The sequence below is a fragment of the Paenibacillus mendelii genome, from assembly GCF_024498075.1.
GTDB classification, from domain to species: Bacteria; Bacillota; Bacilli; order Paenibacillales; family Paenibacillaceae; genus Paenibacillus_Z; species Paenibacillus_Z mendelii.
Genome location: NZ_JANHOF010000004.1, coordinates 435,637 through 457,613, shown reverse-complemented (window position 1 = coordinate 457,613; position 21,977 = coordinate 435,637). Strand labels below are relative to the sequence as shown.

The window sequence follows — 21,977 nt, the reverse complement described above, 5'->3', positions numbered from 1 at the left end:
AAAGAGAGCCGGCGGCAAATGGAAGGCCGCCCGGTTCTCTTTGTTTCTATGGAGATCAAGGTGAAGGGAAGAATTTGCTGCGGTATTGAGACAAGGCAAGCAGCGGCCAGATAAGCGGATAGCTCTCATACCGGGAATAAATATGGCCGGGCAGTCCGGCTCCTGTCGGGTAGGAAGTCACACTTCCTGTGGTTAGCAGGTGGCGCAGCAGGAAGTCGGCAGCCCGATCCGTTGCTTCATTCGCAGAATCGAGTACCGAGACCAGCGCATCCAGTGCCCAGGCCGTTTGAACGAGAGTGGAGTATTGAAGCGGGATGTACCTCATGATGCGATCGCTGCCGCATGATTCACCGAATCCTCCATCCGGATTCTGAATCGAGAGCAGCCACCCGATCGCTTTGACTATCTGGGGATGCTCCAGCGGCTCACGTACAGCCGACAGGCCTGTTAGCGCAGCCCAAGTGCCGTAAATATAACAAACTCCCCATCTGCCGTACCAAGATCCATCCTGCTCCTGTGTTTCGTAAAGGTAGCGGCAAGCGCGGTTAACGAATGGATGCTTGCCCGATAACCCCACGGTTCGACCTAGATATTCAAGCGTACGACCGGTTAAATCGGGAGAGGAAGGGTCCGTCGCAGCAGCTTCCGCCCCTTCAAGAGGAATCCACTTCATCAAGGGATGGTTGTTGTTCCGCTCGAATGCGGCCCAGCCTCCATCATCGTTCTGCATCGACAGGATCCAATGAAGCCCGCGTTCTGCCGCATCATTGTGTTGATTTGTCTGCCGAAGCGGCTCAATGGCCCGAAGCGCGGCAGTCGTATCATCGACGTCGGGATTGATCGTGTTGATGTCCGAGAAGCCCCAACCGCCAGGCTCAGGGTTCTTCACGTGAAGCTGCCAGTCTCCCAGCTTGGTATGCTGCCTGCTGAGCAAGTAGTTTCCCGCTTGAATAATGGAAGGATGATGGGGAGGGACGCCGGCTTGCGTGAGGGCGTGACTGGCAAGGGCGGTGTCCCAAACCGTCGATGTCGTCGTTTGCAGATGGAGCCCGCCGCTGTCTGGCCGCAGAAAGGCTATAATGCCATCGATCGCCCGGAGAATGACGGGGTGGCTTCTATCATATCCGATCGCTTGCAGCGCATAGATCATGAATATCGTCGAGCTGGCGTAGCTGTATAGTGTTCCATCAGGCTCAATTCGATCAAGCATATAACGCTCTGCTGTCTGTGTCGCTCGTTGCTTGAAGGCGGACGGAGCCTCTTTCCAAGCGGCTGCCCATTGCTTCAGCTGTCCAAGCAAGCCGCTTCGGAAGTATGGATCCCAGAGCGAGTCATCCAGACTGTTGTCGATCATGGTCGGCTGTAACTCATTTAGGACGGGGATCTCGGGCGCTTGAAAGGTTTTGTGGCGATCGGCCAGAAGAAGCATGGGCGCCATATGAACGCGGGCATAGCCGGAGAATTGAAAGAAATGTATAGGCGATGAGACAGGCAGCATAAGTAGAGCAAGTGGTATCGGAAAGAAACGCGTCCATGGGATCTGACCGATTACGGCGAGCATGAATTTGGTGAGCAAGCTGTCGACGCGCCTGATTCCTCCCCGCCGAACGATCGCCTCCTTAGCCCTCAGCATCATAGGTTCATCGGAGCTTACCCCGGCGTAAAGCAATCCAAAATAACATTCGACCGTTGCGGATAGGTTGCCGCCAGTTTCATCCGGATATACGTTCCATGAGCCGTCTGCCAACTGTCTATTCAATATCCGGTCGCATAAGCCGCTGACGATCTCCGGTTTATCCAGCTCCATTGTCCGAATTAGGATTAGAAAATTCGCATCCGTCATCATCCCGCTTTCCGTAAAGCCATACCGCCACGAACCGTTATTCTGCTGGTCGCGCTGCAGCTGCTGGACCAGAGCGGAAATTCCTTCGTTCATTCGATTGCGCATGTGTATCCCCTCCGTTCTTCGCTATTGCTAATGTATGAGGAGGCCGCATCGGTTCATAACCTAGCGAAATGCGATATCGTCACAGGTTTCGCGAAGCCGGTTATCGTATATATGAGTCTGATTTATTATTAGCGGGTAATGATTGGAATAGCGAGAAGTCTTCACCTGCATGTGGCTTTATGGTGCCTGGATAGCTCTGGAATTCCGAATCATGGCCGCAAATACCGCCCTTTTTTTGTTTTTGTCTAATTTTTGAGCAAAAAGTGAAATTTATTTGAACACTTTTCATTCATTTGCGGTTATAATAGAACTATAAGAGCGGTTACACAAAGAAAACGGGGATGTGATCGGAATGAAAGCGAACAACATGAAGGCTGGACATCCGGAACTGGAGCGGGCTAAGCGTTTGTTCACGGCAATGAAAATTATGGCATGGGCTTGTTTGGCGGCTGGCATCATTCTTAGCATGTGGAATGTAAGCCACTTCAGTGACAAGAATTTGTCATTGATGGTAGGCATCGGGTTCATGGTAGGCAGCGTCTTCATTTATACAATCGGCACTGCGATTAATATGGTGGAGACTCGCAAGCTGGACATACATGACATGACAGAAAGACCCGATATCGCATAACTGTCACTCAGGTGCATGATTGAAGACAAGAAGCCCCTCCCGAGAGTCGATCGGGAGGGGCTTCTTGTCTTTGGTTTTCAATAATCGACGAATTGGTGAAGGAATTATTACAGAAATTCTAATTTTCAATGACGCCTTTGTTAACAGTGCAGATAGGTGCAGATATATGCCTTCACATCTGTTATGGTTACTCCATGAGAGAAAAATCACAAAGGTAGTCTCAACAATGAATGGCCGCTAAGGAGATGAGAAAGTTGAAAATGCCGACCAAATGGAAACGTTTAACAGCACTAGCGACGATGGTTCTGACAACGGCTTTGTTATCGGGCTGCAGCAATATGATGGTGCTGGATCCAAAAGGCCCGATCGGCGCGCAGCAGAGAGATCTGATCCTGATTTCTTCAATTTTATGTGCAGTTATTCTCGTACCCGTACTTATCATGACTTTTGTCATCGCATGGCGCTACCGTGACAAGCCGGGCAATAAGTCAAAGTACACGCCAAAATGGGAGCATAGCACCAAGCTGGAAACCATTTGGTGGGGAATCCCCATTGTCATCATTGGGATATTAGCCGTAATCACGGTTCGTTATACGTATGCTACGGAGCCTTCCAAACCATTGGAGTCGGCGAACGAGACGATGGTCATCCAAGTTACTTCATTAGATTGGAAATGGTTGTTCCAATATCCGGAGCAAGATATTGCAACGGTAAATTATCTCCAATTCCCGGCAAATGTGCCGATACGCTTCGAGCTGACCTCGGATGCGCCGATGAACTCCTTCTGGATTCCTCAGCTCGGTGGACAGATGTATACGATGTCCGGGATGGCGATGAAGCTGCATCTGCAAGCAGATGAACCCGGAAGCTTTTTTGGTTCGGGAGCGAACTTCACCGGCAGGGAATTCGGCAAGATGAATTTCGAGGCGAAGGCAACGACTCAAGAGGAGTTTGATGCTTGGGTGAAGCAGATTAAGTCGGAATCACCGGCACTAACCTTAGAAGGGTACAGCAAGCTTGCTGAGCAAGGAGTCACGCATGAGCAGTCATTCTCCTCGTTCCCCGAAGGGTTGTTCAATAAAATTGTGAATAAATACGCCTCCTCTCACCAGCATGGTGCGAAGACGGAAGCGAGTACGGACAAGCAAGAGAAAAGCGAGAAGGATGCGGAAGCAGCCGACTCCACTGCCGATGGCCAAGAAGGTCATGATGCAAATCATGCGGGTCATTAACGAATAGACGAAAGAGAGGAGAGACCGCATGTTTGAGAAAATAAAGGAGTTTGCGTCTGAGTTTTTCGTAACGGGCGACCCCCTCATTTATGGGGCCGATGTCGGTATTGCGCTGACGTTGATATCCATCGTGGTTGTCTTGACCTATTTCAAAAGATGGGGCTGGCTCTGGCGTGAATGGCTGACGAGCGTTGACCATAAGAAAATCGGTATCATGTATATTATTGCTTCACTGCTTATGCTGTTCCGCGGCGGCGTGGATGCGCTCCTGATGCGCACACAGCTGGCTATGCCGGATATGCAGTTCCTGGAACCGGAACACTATAACCAAATCTTCACGACGCATGGCGTCATCATGATTCTATTCATGGCCATGCCGCTCATGTTCGGTTTATTCAACATCGTCATTCCGCTGCAGATCGGCGCGCGTGACGTTGCCTATCCATTCTTGAACTCACTTAGCTTCTGGCTGTTCTTCTGGGGCGCGATGCTGTTCAACATGTCGTTTGTCATCGGCGGTTCGCCGAATGCAGGCTGGCTGGCATATCCGCCTCTGTCGGAGCTGTCACACAGTCCAGGGGTCGGGCAAGATTTCTATATCTGGGGCATCCAAATCTCGGGTATCGGGAGCTTGATGACCGGGATCAACTTTATCGTTACAATCTTGAAGATGCGCGCGCCAGGCATGAAGCTTATGAAAATGCCGATGTTTACCTGGTCCACGCTTTCGAGCTGTATCACCATTATCTTTGCATTCCCGATCCTGACTGTGACACTTGCGCTGCTGTTCCTGGACCGCTATCTGGGCGCGCACTTCTTCACACTTGACGGCGGGGGCAACCCGATGATGTATATTAACTTAATCTGGATGTGGGGTCACCCTGAGGTCTATATCGTCGTACTCCCGGCATTCGGTATCTTCTCGGAGATCGTCTCGACGTTCTCGCGGAAGAAGCTGTTCGGTTATAAATCCATGGTGTTCGCACTCATGAGCATTAGCTTCTTCTCCTTCTTCACATGGGCGCATCACTTCTTTACAATGGGCTCTGGAGCTAACGTTAATGCCTTCTTCGCCATAACAACGATGATTATTGCCATCCCGACCGGGGTCAAGGTGTTTAACTGGCTGTTCACCATGTTCCGCGGAAGGATTTCGTATAAATCACCGATGCTCTGGACGATGGGCTTTATCCCATGCTTCGTCGTCGGGGGCATGACAGGCGTATTGCTGTCCGTCGCTCCAGCCGACTTCCAGTTCCATAACAGCTACTTCCTGATCGCGCATTTCCATCAGGTGCTCATCGGCGGCGTTGCCTTCGGATATTTCGCCGGCCTGTATTACTGGTGGCCGAAGATGTTCGGCTTCAAGCTGAATGAGAAGCTTGGCAAATGGGCTTTCTGGCTCTGGAATATCGGTTTCTACGTGTGCTTCATGCCGCAGTATTTCCTTGGCTTGGATGGCATGACTCGCCGCGTAAGCTCGTACGGCTGGGACATGGGCTGGGGTCCGCTTAACCTGGTATCGACAATCGGGGGCTTCCTGATGGGGATCGGCTTCCTGTTCCAAGTCTGGCAAATTGCGCACAGCATTAAGTTTATGGAGCGCGACACGACTGGCGATCCATGGAACGGTCGTACATTGGAGTGGTCGATTCCATCGCCGGCTCCTGTATATAACTTTGCTACATTGCCTCAAGCTACCGAACAAGATGCTTGGTGGGAAGAGAAGCAACGCCGTGAGCAGGGACAGAAGCCTGCTGCACAGCCGCCGCTGGAACCGATTCATATGCCTCGCAATTCGGGGATACCATTTATCAAATCGTTCTGCTGGTTCGTAGCGGGCTTCGGCTTCGTATTCGACTGGCTCTGGATTGCCATACCGGGTCTTGCGGGCGTAGCAATCTGCATGCTAATCCGCTCGTTCACGTACAATACGGATTATTACATTCCGGTCGATGAGATCAAACGGACGGAAGCGGCGTTAAGGGGGTCGGTCTAACATGGAAACAACATTCTTAGGACGCAAGCGCAAACGGCTTGAAGCCGCGCATGCGGACATCGGCGGACATAGCGCAGGCGGTTCGCACGATGAGCATCACGACCATGAGTCGCTCAAGACTTTCGGCTTCTGGATCTTCCTGATTACAGACTGTATTCTGTTCGGTACATTGTTTGCGACATACATCGTCCTTCGCGGCAATACCAATGGAGGTCCGACAGCCGAAGAGCTGTTTCAGATGCCGGGCGTAATCGCATCGACATTCATCCTGCTTACGAGCAGCTTCACAAGCGGATTAGCAGTGCTATCCATGAATCGGGGGAACGTGAAGGGCCTGATCGGATGGCTTGCCGTAACGGCGCTGCTGGGCGCATCGTTTATAACGCTTGAAATTACCGAATTCGTGCATATGGTTCAAGCAGAGAATGCCACAATCGGAACGAGCGCGTTCTTGTCGGCCTTCTATACACTGGTCGGAACGCACGGCTTGCACGTTTCGCTGGGCCTTGTCTGGATGGTAGCGCTGATGATCCAGCTTGCCCGGCATGGCATCACGGCGGTGACCAAACGGAAGGTCAATGTCATTAGCTTGTACTGGCACTTCCTGGACGTTGTCTGGATCTTCGTCTTCACGATTGTGTATATGATGGGGGTGATGTAAGATGGCACAGCAACCAAACGGATCACATGGTGCAGGCGGCCACGGCCACAGTTCCCATAAGGGTCACGGCTCGTTCAAGTCTTACCTCATCGGTTTCTTATTGTCGATTGTACTGACGATTATTCCACTGGTCGCAATTCTTAAGGATCTAGTGGAAGGCACGGCGGCCTTGGTCGTTCTGCTTGTCACGGCAGTGCTGCAGTTTATTGTCCAATTGCTCTTCTTCATGCATCTGAATGAAGAAGATAAACCACGCTATAATTTGATGACGCTCATATTCGGGCTTGTCATCGTCCTGACGATCGTAGCAGGATCGATCTGGATCATGACGAATAATGCGGTAGCTCATTAAGCATGACAAGGCTGTTCCAAGTAGAAATTACTTGGGGCGGCTTTTTTATTATTAAACGACGGTTAAACAACGGGTTTCAAACGATTCATAAGCATGCTGCACCGTGCTCGTGGGCAGGAATCATCACTGCGCGCTTTGCGGCATGAAAGTGCTTGAACCGGGCAAGTTCGAGCAGTATAATGAGCGAGAGCGAATGGAGTTAATCCTTTCCACGCATGTTAAATACCGTGGTGCTTACAAGGGTGCAACTATAAACATACATACGTAAGACGAAGGCACTCACACAATGGAAAGGGGAATGGCTATGAAGACACAATGGACCATCATTGCGGCGCTGCTGTTCGCTTTGATAACGGCGATCTTTGCTGTTATTAATGTGGAGGCCGTACAAGTCAATTTTCTATTCACCGAGACGAAAAGCCCGCTCATTCTCGTCATACTTGTATCCACGCTGCTTGGCGGATTAACGGTCGGACTATTCGGCATCGTTAGGCAATATAAATTACAGCGCCGTATCCGGGAGCTGGATCATAAGCTGGCCTCGCTTGGCATAGACGAGCAGGATGTGACCGGCTCTCCCGTGAAATCAACCGAGAAGCCGCGCCGCGGAGACGACAGCAAACCAATCGTACTTCCTAAGGAGTAATAGTTTTGCGCTTGCTCACCTTGCAATAGGATGGCGTAGTATCAGAGCAGCCGATACCGGAGATAACTCCGAGATCGGCTGCTTTTCTTAATTTGGTTAATTCGGATGTCTGGAAGGAGAGCATCGTTCAAGGATCTTAAATAGCGTTTATACCTTTCTCGCGCGAATGTATTCTTCTGGCGATAGGCCGACAATCGATTTGAAATCACGAATGAAATGAGATTGGTCATAGTAACCCAAATCGAGTGACAAGGCGGTCCAGTCATTGGCTTCGTCTTGGTGCATTCGTTCCGCGGCTTCATGCAGCCGATAGCGTAGAATGACCCATTTTGGACTTACCCCAACATAACGATCGAATAGTCGCTGCAGGGTTCGTTGATGAAGCCCGCTCATACGAGCGGCATCGTTAACTTGGCGTATCGTGCGGTCGTCACGAATCCCGTAGACGATTTCACTTACAAGCTCGACATTCGGATCCCGCTCAGGCAGGCGATCCCGAAAGAACGTATCCACACGGTGCGCGGCTTGCTCGATATGGTGATACTGCTGCAGAACTTCACCTTCTAGCGATAAGCTGTCCAGGCCGAAAACCTCTTCAATGCCTAGAGACTGGTCGGTTAAATGCGATACAGGAGCATTCCAAAACGGATAGAATCCTCCAGGCTTGAATTTCACGCCTACCACCCAGCCTTGATCCTTAAGCAGATGGCTCGAGGTTGCGCTTGATACGCCGTAAATGCGGGTAGTCTCTTTCTCGACGACCAGGTTGACATTGGGGTGGGCAATAACGGTTTGGCAATAAGGAGCTTGTCCACGCAGATCCCATTGGATCACCCAATAATGCTGGATGAAGAAGCTCGTATCGGGCGAGGGGGGGAATCGGTTTAATGAAAATTTGGTGTCCCCCATGCTGGGATGGAGGATGCCTTTTCCTAGGCTGTTAGTGCTTCTGATGATTGCATCCATCTGTGTACCTCCTAATTGTGAAACTTATGATTCTATCCTTGTCGCATTTTTACAATACAAGATGTTCATATATCAGTAGCATAAGAGGAGCGGTCGAGCAGTCGACTGCCGCAACGATAATAATTTAATTCTGGAGGTAGAGCATGGATCTTACTTATCATATCTATATCGGCGCGAAGCCTGAGGAAGTGTGGAACGTTCTGATTTCAGACGAAGCTGTGAAGCAAACGATGTTCGGATGCACGATTCGCTCGACATTCGAAGTTGGTGATGATTACGCGTATGTCGGACCAGGCAACGACGGTGATGAGACGGTGCATGTTTATGGAAAAATACTTGTCTTCGAACCTAACCGGATCATGAGCTATACGGAGCATGCCGGACCTTCCTATCGCGATAATCACGCTGAGCTGGAGACCCGGGTAACCATGGAGCTCGAACCCATCGGTGAATGCACGAAGGTGACGCTGGTCAATGATCTATGGCCGGCCGATCACCCGTCATACGAGAAGACGAAGGAATCATGGCCGATGATTCTATCCAATATCAAAACCTATGCGGAAACCGGAAAGACGCTGGACTTCGGCTGGTAATTGATCCTTGGATGTCCTATAGAATAAGTTAGAACCCCGATCAGCTGAAGGAGCTTCTGCTTCCATGCTGGCCGGGGTTCTTTCTAATACGGGAAGGACGGCTGCTCGAGCTTGGCTTTGACCGATTTGGCATATTCCGATGGGGACATGTCCGTGACCGATTTGAAGTGTCTGGAAAAATTATGTATATTGCTGTAATTTAATAAAACGGCGATTTGGGAGAAGTTGTGCTGCTCTTCGCGAATCATCTTTTTGGCCTTCGTAATTTTGAGCGTTTTGAAATATTTCATGATGCTTTGACCTGCCCGTTCCCTGAACAGCGTGATGGCATAGCTCTTGCTTAAGTTAAATCGCTTACAAATTTGCTCCAAGGTAATATTGTCATCTACGTGCTGTTCCATATACGATGTCATCAATTGAATTAATTCCATCTCGCTTTTCTCTTTGGTAGCAAAGGAAATAGGCTGTTCCTGCCGCATGGATTCACCATTTTGCAGCAGGCTGACCAGAAGCAGCTCGAGATAGATTTTAATTAATTGCTCGGTTCCAACGGGGGCACTCGTACGCTTCGTTAGTGTATGATCTTTCGGATCGTCGAATGGAGGCTGGAAGGCTAAATAACCATTCTTCAAAATTTGCGCAAGCATATCTCTTTGCTGGGCATCGAGGCTAAAGATTTTGTCATGAAAGAAGGACATCGCGGGCGATTGGCATTCAAAGCTGACGACGAAAAGATTCGGTGCGGTCTTCCGGTTTGCCCATACGCTATGAAATTCGTTCGGCTTATGAAAGATCACATCGCCTTGTTTCAGCTTGTATCCTTCCGCGCTTGCGATGACCTCGACCTCACCTTTATCCACGTATAGAAACTCCCAGAAATCATGCTGCTCGCCTTGAAAAATATAGTCCTTCGAGAACTCGAAGTCATGCAAGGAAATGATTTGTTGGATCGTTATGACTTCTTTGAGCTCTGTCTTAACAAAATTCATGGATTCGACTCCTATATTGTAATGATTTGTCTATATTATACCGTTCCTGACAAGCAATGAGAATAAGAAGAACAGCAGATTAGATACATAATCTGCTCTTTTGGATAAATATTATGGAGCTTAAAGGCGTTATGATAAATGTATCTGGGAACAAGCATGCAAATTACAGGAGGGAGAATGGCAGTTATGAGCGAAGGTCATTTTCAAGCAGCAGGTGCTGGAAAAGCAGGGATGAGCCATGATTAAAATAGGCCTAATCGGTGTTGGTTTTATGGGTTCCACTCACGCGCTATGCTATGAAGCACTGGCTGGCTCCGCGGATTTTCAAGTCACTGCCGTCGCCGATCTCAATTCGGAAACCGCTCACAAAATAGCCCAAAAGTTCGGTGCAAAGGTATACGCTTCAGGAGCTGAACTGATCGATCATGCCGACGTCAATACCATCGATATTTGTCTTCCGACCTATCTGCATACCGTACATGCTTTGCAGGCCATAGAGAAGGGGTATGACGTATTCATTGAAAAGCCGGTGTGCCTCCAGGAATCCGAAACCGAGTGGCTGCTGGAAGCGCAGCGTAAGACTGGCGTTAAGGTTATGGTCGGGCATTGCTTGCGGTTCTGGCCCGAATATGAAGCGCTTAAACAGCTGCATGATCAGAAGACTTACGGCTCCTTCATATCCGGCGTATTCACAAGAGTGAGTCCGCGTCCGGCTTGGGGCTGGGAGGATTGGATACATGATCCGCAGCGAAGCGGAACGGTTGCGCTTGATCTTCACATCCATGATGTCGACTATGTCCGGTATCTGCTGGGTGAACCAGATCAAATCAGCAGCGAGGCGATCTATTCCGATGGCAAGATCGAGCACATCTTCGGTCAATTCCGTTATGGAAGCGGTGTTGCGTCACTCGAGGCATCATGGGATTATCCACCAGGCTTTCCATTTGAAATGGCATACCGGGTCAAATATGAACAAGCGACGGTCGTGTTCAGCAGTCTGAAGTCTCCCTCCCTCACGATCTATGGGAACGATGGAAGCGTGATCGTTCCGGAGCTGGTAAATGGCGAGCAAAGCCATGATGAAGATAGGGGCGGAAATATCAGCTCATTGGGTGGTTATTTGAATGAGCTGCGTTATTTCCTGAACTGCTTAGACCGGGGAGAAGATATTCGTAACGCAACGCTTGCGGACGGAGCTGCTTCGTTCCGGCTGGTGATGAGAGAGATAGATCGTGCAAAAGAGAGGAGCGGGAAGCATGTCTAAGATGAGTATATTAGCCGTTGGCTGTCATCCTGATGATCTGGAAATTGGCTGCGGCGGAACGTTGGCAAAGCTGAACAGTCTGGGACATCGTGTTACGATGTGTCATGTTGCCAATGGGAATAAAGGTCATGTTGTAATTCAACCGGAAGAGCTGCGCGTGATCCGTGCAGAAGAGGCGCAGAATGCCGGCAAGCTGATTGGAGCAGAGGTTCATTCGATGAATGTGCCTGATCTGCAGGTCAAGTCGGATAACGATGAGCTGATTCATGATCTCATACGTCTCATTCGCGAGGTCAAGCCGGATTATATCATTACGCACAATCCGGAGGATTACATGAAGGACCACCAAGAGGTCAGCAAAGCGGTGTACGATGCCAGCTTCTCAGCGACTGTTCCTCATATGCTGCCAGGTGTGCAGGCTCATGGACGCGTTGTGCCCATCTACTACATGGACACGTTGGCGGGGATCAATTTCGTACCGGATGAATTCGTTGATATTACCGACATGATCGATATCAAGCTTAAGATGAATGACTGTCATCAGAGTCAGCTTGCTTGGCTGAAAGAGCATGACGGCATCGATTTTCTTGAATTTGTGCAAAGCTGCTCCAGGTTCCGCGGCATTCAATCCGGCGTCAAGTATGCGGAAGGCTTCAGACGCTGCCAAGCCTGGCCGCGGCTGACGACACAGCGGCTGCTGCCGTAGGCAAGGCAACGAAGCGAATGCTTTGACGCCGGCCTGCAACAAAGGGCGAAGTGGGAAGATTGATTTATGGAGAAGCGCCAGCGGTCGCCTTTGTTCCCGGATTAGATCCTTTAACCCTTGTTTAAAGGAATCCATGAACAACAGCAACTCCGCGAACAATCCCCCTTCTCGGCCGTTTGTGATCAATTTTGAGCAGGCGAATGCTTACGAAGCAAGTTTTGCTGCGAAGTATATTCAATGATGATTAAGCTTCACAAAACGAAGCGTATGCTTACGGAGCAAGTTTTGCTGCGAAGTATATTCAATGATGATAAAGCTTCACAAAACTTTTAGGAGTGATCAAATGGATTTTTTAAGCACAAAGCAAGGCTCTTTGTTGGATACCTTCTTCCCGAAGGGTTGGGATCTGGAGAAGATTGATCAATGCTGCAGCCATCCGCCAGAAGCGATAACGGAGCGTCAATCGTTCTGGCATCCCGACTTTGAGCCTGTCGTCTGCGAACAAATTCATGATTTTGATATGATGCTCGGCCATGAAATCGCGATGGAAATCAAGCAAGCCGCAGATGAAGGGCGCAAGCTGGCGCTCATTCTTCCTGTCGGACCGATGGGCATGTACAAGTGGGCGGTCTATTTCTTGCGCGCCTGGAACGTATCCTGCAGCCATGTATACGGCTTCAATATGGATGAATGGAGCGACCAAGAAGGCAATACGCTTGAACCGACGAACCCCGGAGCTTTTCAGAACGCCATGCAGAATGCTTTCTACGGCCCGCTCGGCGAATTGACGGTACCTGTAGAGCAGCGTAATTTCGCTACGAAGGCGAATCTCCCGACTTATGCGGAGAAAATCGGCAAGCTCAAATCGGAAGGGGCCAAGCTGGTCACGATCTTCGGGATCGGACGGATGTGCCATATTGCGTTTTGGGAGCCTCATTTTGCCGCTGAATATGATTCGGAGCAGGAATGGAAAGCACAGGCCTACCGGATCGGCGCCAGGCTTCACCCGCTCACAATCGAGCAGAACGCGATTACCAGCTTCAAGAGCCGGACTACACTTGTTCCCTGTACGGCGAATACAATCGGCCCCGCGTTATTTCTGCAGTCCGATCGTATCATCGGGGGATGCGATGGCGCACTGGGCAGGGGGATGCAGTGGCAGGGGATGTCCCTGTGGATGACGCTTCGTTATGGTCCCGATTCTTGGATTCCATCTACCTATATGCCTACACTTCCGGGCAAGCTGTTCTTCCTGAAGGAGCTGGCAGGACCTTTGGAAGCGGACTGCAACTAGCCCGGCGTGTCTTCTGGCATACGTAAGAAAGTCCATGTAACAAGCGTAAATATTAGACAGAACAGTAAGCAGATGTCACGAATATTTGACAGAACGAATACCTCAAAAAGGGCCGTTCTGTTTTTTTTTTAATTTAGGGGTAGAGGAATTCGCGAGGTGCTGGTAGAATAGCATTAAATAAAGTTATAAACGCTGTTTAAAAAAATGAAAGCAGCGATATTTAGGAGGATGTTCATATGAACACGCAACGCAGCCAAGAGCTTTATGAAGAAGCTAATCTGTACACTCCTGGGGGAGTACATACATCCATTCGCAACGTCGAGCCCCATCTTATTTTTACAAAAGCAGAGGGCGCTTACATTTACGATGCTGACGGCAATAAGTATCTGGATTTTCAAGCTGCTTTCGGTCCTTACATTCTCGGACATAGCCATCCTTATGTGAATGGTAAAGTTATAGAGGCAATTCAAAGAACGGATTTGTACGGCGTAGGTACGACGGATCTTGAAATCGAGCTGTCCCGCTTGATCTGTAAGCATGTTCCGTCAGCAGAGCAGGTGTTGTTCTGTAACTCCGGCTCGGAAGCCACCTATCATGCGATCCGGTTATCGCGCGCGGTAACGGAGCGTAAGAAATTGATCAAGTTCCAAGGCTGCTACCATGGCTGGCATGACTACGTTGCCCGCAACATGCTGAGCAAGTGGGACATGATCGGCAAGCGGGATCCAGGCTCGGCAGGGATGATGGATGAAGCGATCGACAACACGCTCATCTGCACCTACAATGATCTGGAGGACGTGGAACGGACGTTCAAGGAGAATGACGGCGAGGTCGCAGCTCTGATTGTTGAGCCTATTCCGCACAATATCGGCTGCATTATGCCGCAGGACGGATTTCTGCAGGGATTGAGAGACCTCTGCGATCAGTATGGCGCCGTATTGATCTTCGACGAAGTGATCACGGGCTTCAGACATGATATCGGCGGATTCCAGAAGGTAGCCGGTGTAACGCCTGATCTGACAACGATGGGCAAGGCCATGGCGAACGGATACCCGATTGCCGCTATAGCCGGGAAGAAACAATTTATGCAGCGCTTCAATACGAATCCTGGCGGCGATGTCTGGTTTGCCGGTACGTATAATGGACATGCGGTCGGTACAGCGGCTGCCATCGCTACCATCGAACTGATGGAACGTGAGCCTGTTCATGAGTATGTGTTCGCTCTGGGTGAGCGGATGCGCAGCGGCATTCGGGACATTCATGCCAGACTTGGAATTCAAGCGGTTGTAGCCGGTTTCGGTTCCGTGTGGACTACGTACTTTATGGACTTTATGCCTCAGAATTATACCGATCTACAGCAGAATGACGCCGAATTCTATGTTCGTTACCGGAGAAAGCTTCTTGAGAGAGGCATCTACAAAATGCCAATGAACCTTAAACGGAATCATGTGGGCTACAGCCATACCGAGCAGGATATCGATTATGCGCTGGAAGTCATTGAAACCGTATTAAAAGAAATGCTCGCAGAATAAACGTTGAAGAGATAAAGAGGACGATCTCGAAAGGGGAGCATCATGAAATTACGCAGCAGCGAGTGGTTTGAGAATGAGAACGAGGAATTAACCTTTCAGCACCGAACGGCCATGCGGGCTATGGGACACAATCCAGACACGTTTGTCGGCAAGCCGATCATCGGTATATTCAATGCTTGGAATGACTTGAACAGCTGCAATTATCCGCATAAAGAGCTTGTTGAATACGTTAAGAGAGGCGTATTGCTCTCCGGAGGTTACCCGATCGAGATGCATACGATATCGACGCCGGCCGATTTTATGAAGCCGTCGGACCTGCTGTATCGGAACCTGCTCTCCATGGATCTCGAGGAAAGCATCCGCTCGCAGCCGATTGACGGCGTTGTGATGCTATGCGAATGCGACAAGACGGTTCCTGCGCAGCTGATGGCCGCGGCCAGCTGCGATTTGCCGGCGCTGCAGTTTGCAGCTGGCCATCGCTCGTCGGGGAGCTTCCGCGGAAAGACGGTTAACTACGGAACAGACCTGTGGAAGTATTCCGATGATTATAAGGCAGGGATTCTCTCCGAAGAAGAATGGAAGGAGCTGGAGCAGTCGATCTCTTGCAGTCTGGGCGGGTGTCCGGTGATGGGATCGGCCTCCACGATGAAGGGTCTGTCCGAGATGCTCGGCATGATGCTCCCTGGTACGTCCAGCATTCCCGCTACCGATGCGCGTCGTAAAATCGCTGCGGAAGCGACAGGTTTCCGGATTGTAGAGATGGTCAGGGAGAATTTAACGCCTTCCAAATTAATGACGGAGCCTGCTTTCAATAATGCGATCAAGCTGCTCGCGGCAACCGGCGGCTCCACGAATGCGGCGATCCACCTGACAGCGATAGCGGGCAGATTCGGCATTCGAATCCCAATCGAGCGCTATGAGGAGCTCACCGAAGAAGTCCCGCTGGTCGTTAATCTGCAGCCTAGCGGGTCTCACAGCATGGATGACTTCTTCAAAGCAGGCGGTCTGCGTCGGGTCATCCACAATATCATGCCGCTGCTCGATCAAGATTGTCTGGGCTGCACCGGCGAGACGATTGGGCAAATCTATGGCCGAGAGATGCCCGAATACGAAGCGGCTGCTGAAGTCATTTCGGCGCTGAATGCACCATTCAAAGAGCGTGCTGGTTTAGCGATATTGAAGGGTAATCTCGCACCGCAGGGTGCGGTCATCAAGAAATCCGCCGTCTCGCCTCATCTGTTCAAGCATCGCGGGCAGGCCATTGTTTTTGAAAGCTACGAAGAAATGCTGGCTCGCATCGACCGCGATGATCTTGAAGCCACCGAAGACAATGTCTTGGTGTTGAAGCACTGCGGACCCGTAGCGATGGGCATGCCTGAATGGGGCTCCATCCCGATTCCAGCGAAGCTGCTGCGTCAAGGCGTTCGAGACATGGTGCGGATCAGCGATGCGCGCATGAGCGGAACCAGCTATGGCGCTGTAATTCTCCACGCCGCGCCGGAAGCGGCGATTGGCGGGCCTCTTGCGATCGTAAGAGAAGGCGATTGGATCGAGCTGGACGTTGAAGCGTCGACGATACGCCTCGACCTGGACGACAGCGAAATAGCGGCCCGGCTTGCAGCATGGCAGCCGCCTAAGCCGCAGCATACAAGAGGATATCCAAGACTGTTCGCCGACCATACCCTGCAGGCCCCAGAGGGCTGCGATCTGGATGTCCTGCGTCCCGACAGCAAAGAAGACGCTGTATTCGTTCCTCCCATTGTCGGCAGAGGTTAGAAGACAAGCTGCATGACGGCAGGATTCTCGTAAGCCGCTATGGCTTTCGATCAAGGAATGTATCTTAATAAGATGAGGGAGGACGAATGAATCATGTCATTACAGACCATTCTGGACAAAGTGGATACCGAGCGCCTCATTCGTGACACGCTGGAGCTTGTGAATATTAAAAGCATAACCGGTGATTCGATGGACGTTGCCGACCGCTATGAACAGATGCTCAAGGAAGTGGGATGCTCGGTCGTGCGCTACGAGTTTTATCCGAACAATCCGACACTGGTTGCTGTATATGGAGACGGAGACGAAGCTTCCGGAAAAACGATCATTTTCAATGGTCATATGGATGTCATCCCGCTTGCTCATGATGAAGCGACAGTTCGCGACGGACGCATTTATGGCAGAGGAACATGCGATATGAAGGGCTCCCTGGCATGTATGCTGGAAGTATTGCGCTGTCTTCAAGAAACGAACACCAAGCTTCCGGGACGGATCATGATGATTGCAAACAGCCTGCATGAGAGTCCGGGTGGACGTGGCGAAGACCTCGTTGCCCTAGTCGAGCGGGTACCGCTCAAGGCGGATGTGGTCGTTGTATTGGAAGGCGCTACGTCGGATTGCACGGTGGCACAGCTTGGTTCGGCAACATTCGATATCGTGATCGAGCGTTCAGGCGAGACCTGTCATCAGCTTCAAGCACCCTTTGGTACCCCACATCCAATCACCATCGCAGCTGAAGTCGTCCAATTGTTCGAGCAATGGAATGCGGAGCTTGCGAAGACGGAAATCGAGGATATCGGACATGCATCCTATTTCGTCGGCGCAATTGAAAGCGGCAAGTTCTATAATCAGTTTCCATCAACGGCATCCATTACCGGTGTGAGACGATACGCACCCGATGAGAAGTTCGAGGATGTGGTACGGGCGACAAGCGAGGGATTAGAGAAAATCGCCGCGGCCCATGGCGTGGAAATCAAGCTCGATATGAAGAAGGTCCGGGACGGATATCGGATCGATAAAAACAGCGAGGCCGTTCATGCGCTGCGCCGGTCTGTGATTGCGGAACGGAATATCGAATTTCCGTTGGTTGGGAAGAAGGTCGTTACGGATGCAGGCATCTTCGGCCAGGCTCTCGGAGTGCCCGTATTATGTCATGGACCCGATTTCCGTACGGCTCACGGAGATGTCGAGTATGTCGAAATCCAAGAGCTGGAGACGACTACAAGATCCTATCTGCGTTTTATCGATGATTTTTTAGCGTTGAACGCATAGATCGCTGAGCAAGTTGTAAATAAGACAGACCATGCCCTTTCGGGTGTGGTCTGTTTTTGTATTGAGCCGGCTCAGCTCCCTGACTGCTGAAGCTTTTCCATATGGGACAGCTGCACTTTAGTTATTTTACGGAATGAATTATATTTGATATAATAGAGCAAATGTTTGAGAAGGGATGAAATAAATGAAATTAAACCCGTCGGAACTGCTAGTTATCAAAACCATTCAACAAAGCGACGGCGTTTCCAGGAAAGCAATTGCCGATAAAACCGGGCTATCCCAGGCGTCTATAACGAATATCAGCAAAGTGCTTTTGGAACAGAAGTACATTATAGAAGGGAATCGAATCGGCAATGGACTGGGAAGGAAGGAAGTCCTGCTCTATCCGAATCCCGATAAATTTTGTTTTCTAGGCGTCGATATCGGTGGATACCGGGTCCGGCTTGCCCTGGCGGATCATAATCTGGAGATCAGCCATGAACAGGAATTTTTGATGGATGAATTCGAAGGCAAGGAGAATGTGCTGGAGGAGCTGATGGCGCGGATCGATTCCTTCTTGAGCGTATCGCAGCGTGAGAAGGTTGATGCGATTGGTGTAGGAGTAACCGGGATTATTAACACGGAGCGAAGTGAAATCTTGAATATTCCTAACTGCAAGGGCTGGGACAATGTGAATATTAGGCATGTGCTCAAGCAGCGATACGCTTGCCCTGTTTATTTGGAGGAGAGCGGGCGGGCGATGGCTTATGCGGAGAAGATGCTTGGCAAAGCCAAAGCTGTGAATGACTTTATCGTCGTGCATATCGCGTTCGGGGTGGTAGCGGGCATCTTCATTAACGGCCAGCCGCTTCGAGGATTAAACAACGTAGCTGGTTTGCTTGGGCATATCACGGTTGACGATACCTCCTACCGGTGCTTATGCGGGAATTATGGATGCTTGGAGACTACTGTTACGTATCCGATGCTGGAAGAAGAATATCAGAAGAAAGAAAGCGACGGGCGTCTTCTATTGGATGCATACCGCATGAACAATAAGAATGCGCTGGATGTATGTGTCACAGGAGGGAAGTCCATCGGAGTTGTGCTGAGCAACGTTATTAATTTATTTAATCCGGCTGCAATCTATGTTGGCGGCCCCGTATTCGATCACTTTCCTCTTCTATTCGAAGAGGTTAAGCGAACGATCCTATTAAGGGCAAACCGGTTTGCAACCGTTGGGATGAAATTGGAGAAAAGCACCTTTCATGACCGTCAAGGCGTCATGGGTGCGTTGGCATTAGCCGGCAATTTCTATCTATCTGAAGACATCGAGCAGATTTGATATTGTCCCCCTTAGATACGTTTCATTCAACGAACAAGCCCATCCCGCCAGGATCGGCTTGTTCGTCGTTTGTACTGCCTTCATAGGAATAAATACATTGGAATTTCAGGATAAGAAAGGGTTTACATCCAGCGGGGTGTGATATATAATTCATCTAGTAAAGTAATTGTGTGTTACGGGATGCAATTACTTCACGGGAAAGTGGTAAGCGAGGGTTGAAGTTGTTCATTGAGAAGCTTCCATTCGAAGAAGAGGTGAATTATGGCGAATACGTTGAAAGCAGCTTTCCGCAAAGTAAAAATCACGCCGGAGGAATCTGCTCCTCTGCAAGGGTATGACCCAAATGTCTATATTGCCGAAACGGCATCAGACATTCTCGATGATCTATACGCCCGCGTTCTCGTCTTGGAGGAGGGGAGGCGCCGTCAGGTTATGGTTAGCGTAGATTGCTGCCTGACGAATGAGATCACCTTCCAAGCATCCGATCCGTCTGGCAAAGTAGGCACGTATCGTCATTTGCTGCAGACCTTTCCGGAAGGCACCCGCCGGGAATGGGCGGTATTGGCCGGGGTCAAGGAGGACGCGCTGTCCGTTCATGCTACGCACACCCATAGTGCGCCGGAGCATCTCGGTGCGAAGTATACAGCTCGTATCGGTCAGGCGATCGCTGAAGCAGCTCAAGATCTGCAGCCTGTACATATTCGAGCGGCATCGGGCCACAATCGGATTGCTTCGTACCGGCGGCCTAACCTCCAGCATAATGAGGAGCATCCGATCGATACCGCGCTGAACGTCGCTGTGTTCGAGACTGAAGCTGGCGAGCTAATAGGGGCTCTCGTGAATTGTGCCGTCCACCCTACGCTGCTGACCAATCCTCTCAATCGGGTATCCGCCGAATTTGTGGGGTTGGCTATGAAAGAATGGGAGGAGAATGCCGGACCTGGATTTACGGCGATGTTCATTCAAGGGTTTCTGGGGGATGTCGGACCCTTCGGGCATTACCGCAACGAAGAAACGGATACGTATCCATGGGTAAAGCGCAGAGGGCATGAGTTGTATCTTCAAATCATGGAGGTAACCGAGCAATTAACTCCCCTTGACGGTCTGCCTCTAAGAAGTATGGAGCGAAGGGTTGAATTGCCTACTAGGAAGGGATACTTTAAGCCCGCTATTCCTGTCGTATTGCATGGTAACCGAATTGGCGATTTGGTCATTCTCTCGGCATCCTGCGAAGTGTTCAACGGCTATGTGAATATCCTTCAAGCCGACTCGCCATTCCCGTCGACGTGGTTCTCGGCAGTCGCAAACGGATATACGGGCTATTTGCCAACGCACAGCGCGTTCCATGATGGACTCGGAGGTTACGAAATGAATACCACGCCTTACAACGAAGAGGCTAGCGAAATCTTCGTTCAGGCGGCCAAACAATTGCTCAGAGCGTTAACATAAAATCGGGACAGGAGAATAAATATGATCAACATAGCAGCTAGTATGTCAGGTTCAATCGGTGATGTAAAAGTTGAGAGGGGGCTCGCGGCATGAACACGGATAATACCTTCCAACCGGTACGAACGAAGCCATGGGATTTCGGCATGTTGAGCACGGAGGAGTTTGGGCAGCGGGAGAAGGATCTGGTTCTCCAGGTATTGGAGAAGAAGCGGGTATTCCGCTATTACGGCGGGGACAAAGAACAATCGGAAGCTTACCGGTTGGAGAAGCTGTACCGGGAAACGGTCGGAACGAAGTATGCGCTTGCCGTTAATTCGGGAACTTCAGCACTCGTTGCCGCGCTGATCGGTGCCGGTATTGGTCCTGGGGATGAAGTCATCGTTCCTGCGTATACGTATATCGCCACGGCGGCGGCCGTTCTCACTGCCCGTGCCGTACCGGTAATTGTGGAAGTTGACGATTCCTTGACGATGAACGCCCAGGCTTTCGAAGCGGCCATCACTCCTCATACGAAAGCGGTTATTCCGGTTCATATGCGCGGGGTTCCTTGCCGCATGGACGCCATCTTGGATGTCGCAAGCAGGCATAATCTTATTGTCATTGAGGATGTTGCGCAGGCGAATGGAGGCTCCTATCAAGGGAAGCCGCTGGGTTCCTTCGGTCAAGCAGGCTGCTTCAGCTTCCAGCAGTATAAGCTCATTACCGCGGGAGAGGGCGGCATGCTCTTGACCAATGATGAGAAGACGTATGCCCGGGCGAATATCTATCACGATTCCGCATTCGTCTATTGGGATATGAACGGGGGCAATCAAGAACCGTCGTTTCCCGGTGAGAACTATCGGCTAAGTGAAATTAATGCCGCACTTGCGCTCGCGCAATCGGAACGGATTCATGCCATCATATCGAAGCTTCAGCATATTAAAGGTACAATCACTGCGGGCATCGGCCATTTGGAAAGCATACAGCTGCAAACCATCCCCGATCCGCAGGGAGATGTTTCGTACAGCTTGGTTTTCTATTTGCCGACTGCGGAGCAGTCGCAAGCCTTCTCGAAGAAGCTGGGGCTTGAAGGCATTCCGAACGGGACGATCAATAATAATGGATTTGCGGATCGTCATATTTATAAAAACTGGACCTATGTTATGGAGAAAAGAGGTGCCTCCGAGACAGATACGCCTTGGAACTGTCAGAGCTACAAAGGGGATGTCCAATACTCGCCGGATATGTGCCCCGTTACGCTTGACTTGCTAAGCCGGGCAATTTCCATCGGACTGCATCAGCGTATGACGGATGAGGATTGCGACGATGTCATTCGCGCGATCTGCAAAACAGCAGAATCCTTCTAGTTC

19 protein-coding genes are annotated in these 21,977 nt (G+C 50.4%); 16 read left to right on the top strand and 3 right to left on the bottom strand.

Features of this window, described 5'->3' with window-relative positions:
• Window positions 1–55: 55 nt before the first annotated feature.
• Window positions 56–1,948 carry a terpene cyclase/mutase family protein gene (locus NNL21_RS16375; protein WP_204818331.1) on the bottom strand — a complete coding sequence of 631 codons (1,893 nt, stop codon included), beginning with the start codon at window positions 1,946–1,948 and terminating at the stop codon, window positions 56–58.
• Window positions 1,949–2,300: 352 nt separating this feature from the next.
• Between NNL21_RS16375 and NNL21_RS16370 the strand changes: the two genes are divergently transcribed.
• From NNL21_RS16370 to NNL21_RS16345, 6 genes are all read left to right on the top strand, one after another.
• Window positions 2,301–2,579, top strand: a complete 279-nt coding sequence (locus NNL21_RS16370) for a hypothetical protein (protein WP_204818330.1) — start codon at window positions 2,301–2,303, stop codon at window positions 2,577–2,579.
• Between the two features lie 260 nt (window positions 2,580–2,839).
• Window positions 2,840–3,811, top strand: a complete 972-nt coding sequence (cyoA, locus tag NNL21_RS16365) for a ubiquinol oxidase subunit II (RefSeq protein WP_204818540.1) — start codon at window positions 2,840–2,842, stop codon at window positions 3,809–3,811.
• 28 nt (window positions 3,812–3,839) lie between these two features.
• Window positions 3,840–5,810: a cbb3-type cytochrome c oxidase subunit I gene (locus NNL21_RS16360; protein ID WP_204818329.1), complete on the top strand. Its 1,971-nt coding sequence runs from the start codon at window positions 3,840–3,842 to the stop codon at window positions 5,808–5,810.
• Window position 5,811: 1 nt separating this feature from the next.
• Window positions 5,812–6,471 (top strand): cytochrome o ubiquinol oxidase subunit III, encoded by a 660-nt coding sequence (gene cyoC, locus NNL21_RS16355; RefSeq protein WP_204818328.1) that lies wholly within the window; start codon window positions 5,812–5,814, stop codon window positions 6,469–6,471.
• Window position 6,472: 1 nt separating this feature from the next.
• A complete protein-coding gene (gene cyoD / locus NNL21_RS16350; RefSeq protein ID WP_204818327.1) occupies window positions 6,473–6,823 on the top strand; it encodes a cytochrome o ubiquinol oxidase subunit IV in 351 nt (116 codons plus the stop codon).
• A 304-nt stretch (window positions 6,824–7,127) separates the two neighbouring features.
• Window positions 7,128–7,469 (top strand): LapA family protein, encoded by a 342-nt coding sequence (locus NNL21_RS16345; protein ID WP_204818326.1) that lies wholly within the window; start codon window positions 7,128–7,130, stop codon window positions 7,467–7,469.
• Between the two features lie 147 nt (window positions 7,470–7,616).
• Here the strand turns inward: NNL21_RS16345 and NNL21_RS16340 are convergent, their stop codons facing one another.
• On the bottom strand, window positions 7,617–8,435 hold the full coding sequence (locus NNL21_RS16340) for a DUF6597 domain-containing transcriptional factor (RefSeq protein ID WP_256555281.1): 819 nt from the start codon (window positions 8,433–8,435) through the stop codon (window positions 7,617–7,619).
• 143 nt (window positions 8,436–8,578) lie between these two features.
• Here NNL21_RS16340 and NNL21_RS16335 point away from each other — a divergent pair, with 143 nt between their 5' ends.
• A complete protein-coding gene (locus tag NNL21_RS16335) occupies window positions 8,579–9,028 on the top strand; it encodes an SRPBCC family protein (protein ID WP_204818325.1) in 450 nt (149 codons plus the stop codon).
• An 83-nt stretch (window positions 9,029–9,111) separates the two neighbouring features.
• Here NNL21_RS16335 and NNL21_RS16330 read toward each other — a convergent pair whose 3' ends face one another.
• Window positions 9,112–10,017 (bottom strand): helix-turn-helix domain-containing protein, encoded by a 906-nt coding sequence (locus NNL21_RS16330; protein WP_204818324.1) that lies wholly within the window; start codon window positions 10,015–10,017, stop codon window positions 9,112–9,114.
• Between the two features lie 238 nt (window positions 10,018–10,255).
• Between NNL21_RS16330 and NNL21_RS16325 the strand changes: the two genes are divergently transcribed.
• The 9 genes from NNL21_RS16325 to NNL21_RS16285 all read left to right on the top strand — a co-directional run bounded on the left by NNL21_RS16325 (window position 10,256) and on the right by NNL21_RS16285 (window position 21,974).
• Window positions 10,256–11,281 carry a Gfo/Idh/MocA family protein gene (locus NNL21_RS16325; protein WP_204818323.1) on the top strand — a complete coding sequence of 342 codons (1,026 nt, stop codon included), beginning with the start codon at window positions 10,256–10,258 and terminating at the stop codon, window positions 11,279–11,281.
• The gene (locus NNL21_RS16320) at window positions 11,274–11,987 is read left to right on the top strand and encodes a PIG-L deacetylase family protein (RefSeq protein ID WP_204818322.1); all 714 of its coding nucleotides are present in this window, start codon (window positions 11,274–11,276) and stop codon (window positions 11,985–11,987) included. Before NNL21_RS16325 ends, NNL21_RS16320 begins: the two co-directional genes overlap by 8 nt.
• Window positions 11,988–12,330: 343 nt before the next feature.
• Window positions 12,331–13,281 carry a sugar phosphate isomerase family gene (locus tag NNL21_RS16315; protein WP_204818321.1) on the top strand — a complete coding sequence of 317 codons (951 nt, stop codon included), beginning with the start codon at window positions 12,331–12,333 and terminating at the stop codon, window positions 13,279–13,281.
• A 236-nt stretch (window positions 13,282–13,517) separates the two neighbouring features.
• Window positions 13,518–14,813: an aspartate aminotransferase family protein gene (locus tag NNL21_RS16310; RefSeq protein ID WP_204818320.1), complete on the top strand. Its 1,296-nt coding sequence runs from the start codon at window positions 13,518–13,520 to the stop codon at window positions 14,811–14,813.
• A 42-nt stretch (window positions 14,814–14,855) separates the two neighbouring features.
• The gene (locus NNL21_RS16305; RefSeq protein WP_204818319.1) at window positions 14,856–16,589 is read left to right on the top strand and encodes a dihydroxy-acid dehydratase; all 1,734 of its coding nucleotides are present in this window, start codon (window positions 14,856–14,858) and stop codon (window positions 16,587–16,589) included.
• A 93-nt stretch (window positions 16,590–16,682) separates the two neighbouring features.
• On the top strand, window positions 16,683–17,858 hold the full coding sequence (locus tag NNL21_RS16300) for a M20 family metallopeptidase (protein ID WP_204818318.1): 1,176 nt from the start codon (window positions 16,683–16,685) through the stop codon (window positions 17,856–17,858).
• 184 nt (window positions 17,859–18,042) lie between these two features.
• Window positions 18,043–19,179, top strand: a complete 1,137-nt coding sequence (locus NNL21_RS16295) for an ROK family transcriptional regulator (protein ID WP_204818317.1) — start codon at window positions 18,043–18,045, stop codon at window positions 19,177–19,179.
• Window positions 19,180–19,440: 261 nt separating this feature from the next.
• A complete protein-coding gene (locus NNL21_RS16290; RefSeq protein WP_204818316.1) occupies window positions 19,441–20,628 on the top strand; it encodes a hypothetical protein in 1,188 nt (395 codons plus the stop codon).
• 89 nt (window positions 20,629–20,717) lie between these two features.
• The gene (locus NNL21_RS16285) at window positions 20,718–21,974 is read left to right on the top strand and encodes a DegT/DnrJ/EryC1/StrS family aminotransferase (protein WP_204818315.1); all 1,257 of its coding nucleotides are present in this window, start codon (window positions 20,718–20,720) and stop codon (window positions 21,972–21,974) included.
• Window positions 21,975–21,977: the final 3 nt, after the last annotated feature.